The organism is Parvibaculum sp. (genome assembly GCF_040882025.1).
In the GTDB taxonomy this organism is placed as follows: domain Bacteria; phylum Pseudomonadota; class Alphaproteobacteria; order Parvibaculales; family Parvibaculaceae; genus Parvibaculum.
Genome location: NZ_JBBECC010000131.1, coordinates 1,623 through 3,307, shown reverse-complemented (window position 1 = coordinate 3,307; position 1,685 = coordinate 1,623). Strand labels below are relative to the sequence as shown.

Sequence of the window (1,685 nt, the reverse complement as noted above, 5' to 3'; positions counted from 1 at the left end):
TCCTCCGGCGCTCACAGAAAAGCAGAAAACGCCCATACAAGCCCGGCAAAGACGAGTGGGGGAGAGGTGTGAGGAAAACGAGAGCGCAACAAGTGCCGGGATGACATCCGTTGCGGGATGAATGCCGTGGCGAACGCAAAACCCTCTTCCGGCGCGACCTGTCCGCCAGCTTGTCCGCCGACTTGTCCGCCGTAGCCTTGGCGAAGGCGGAAGCGCCATCAAACCTTCTCTGCGCCTCCGCGTGAAACCCTTCCTTCCCTAAACAACCTTCCCCGGATTCAATATCCCCTTCGGATCGAGCGCCCGCTTCAGTGCCCGCATCGTTTCGATCTCGACGCGCGCTTTCGTCGCCGCGATCTCGTCGCGCTTCAATTGGCCGACGCCGTGTTCGGCGCTGATCGAGCCGCCCATCTCGCGCACGATCCCGTGCACCAGCGCGTTCATCTCGCCCCAGCGCGCGAGGAACGCCGCCTTATCGGCGCCGGCGGGCTGGCTCAGATTGAAATGCACATTGCCGTCGCCGATATGCCCGAACGCCACCACGCGCACCCCCGGCATCGCGCGCGTCACCTCCGCCGTTGCCCGCGCGATGAAAGCGCCCATCGCCGACACCGGCACCGAAACGTCATGCTTGATGCTGCCGCCTTCGAGCCGCTGCACCTCGGACAGCGTCTCGCGCAGACGCCAGAAATCCGCACGCTGCGCTTCCGACCGCGCCAGCACCGCATCGCTCAAAAGCGCCTGTTCGAGCCCTTCGGCCAGCACCGCTTCCAGCGTTTCGTCGAGCCCCGCCGTCGCGCTCCCCGCGCTCATCTCGATCAGCACATACCAGGGCGAAACATCGGGCAGCGGATCGCTCGCGCCCTCCACATGGGAAACCACGAATTCGAGCCCGATCCGCGGCACCAGCTCGAACGCCGTCACCATGCCGCCCGACACGGCATCCGCGACACGCAGCAGTTTCACCGCCGATGCCACATCCGGCACCGCCGCGAAAGCGGTCGCAAGCGATTGCGGCCGCGGGAAAAGTTTCAGCACCGCGCCGGTAATGATCCCGAGCGTGCCCTCCGAGCCGAGGAAAAGCTGCTTCAGGTCGTAGCCGGTATTGTCCTTGCGCAAACCGCGCATCCCGTCCCAGACCTCGCCGCTTGCCGTCACGACTTCGAGCCCGAGCACGAGATCGCGCGCATTGCCGTAGCGCAGCACCGCCGTGCCGCCGGCATTGGTCGAGAGATTGCCGCCGATCTGGCATGTCCCTTCGGAGGCAAGGCTCAGCGGAAAAAGCCGCCCCGCTTCTTCCGCCGCCGTCTGCGCCGCCGCCAGCGTCACGCCCGCATCGAGCGCGAGCGTATTGTTCCCGGCATCGAGCGCGCGCACGCGGTTCATGCGCGAAAGCGACAGCACGACCTCCTCGCCCGTCCCGGAGGGAATCTGTCCGCCGACGAGCCCCGTATTCCCGCCCTGCGGCACGATCGCGGTCCCCGTCTCATGCGCGATCCTGAGGATCGCCGAAACCTCCGCCGTCGTCGCCGGCTTCAGCACCGCCGCCGCCCGCCCGACATAAAGCTCGCGCCGCTCCACCAGATAGGGCGCCATCTCGGCCGCGTCATCGACAAAGCCCTTCGGCCCGACGACATCCTTCATCCGCGCAAGTGTTTCGGGGGTGGGTTTGGGCATCTGTGTTT

1 protein-coding gene is annotated in these 1,685 nt (G+C 66.2%); it reads right to left on the bottom strand.

Annotation, left to right across the window (positions count from 1 at the left end):
- Nucleotides 1–258: 258 nt before the first annotated feature.
- Entirely contained in the window at nt 259–1,677 is a 1,419-nt protein-coding gene (locus WEB61_RS09520; protein ID WP_368064104.1) for an FAD-binding oxidoreductase, read from the bottom strand.
- Nucleotides 1,678–1,685: the final 8 nt, after the last annotated feature.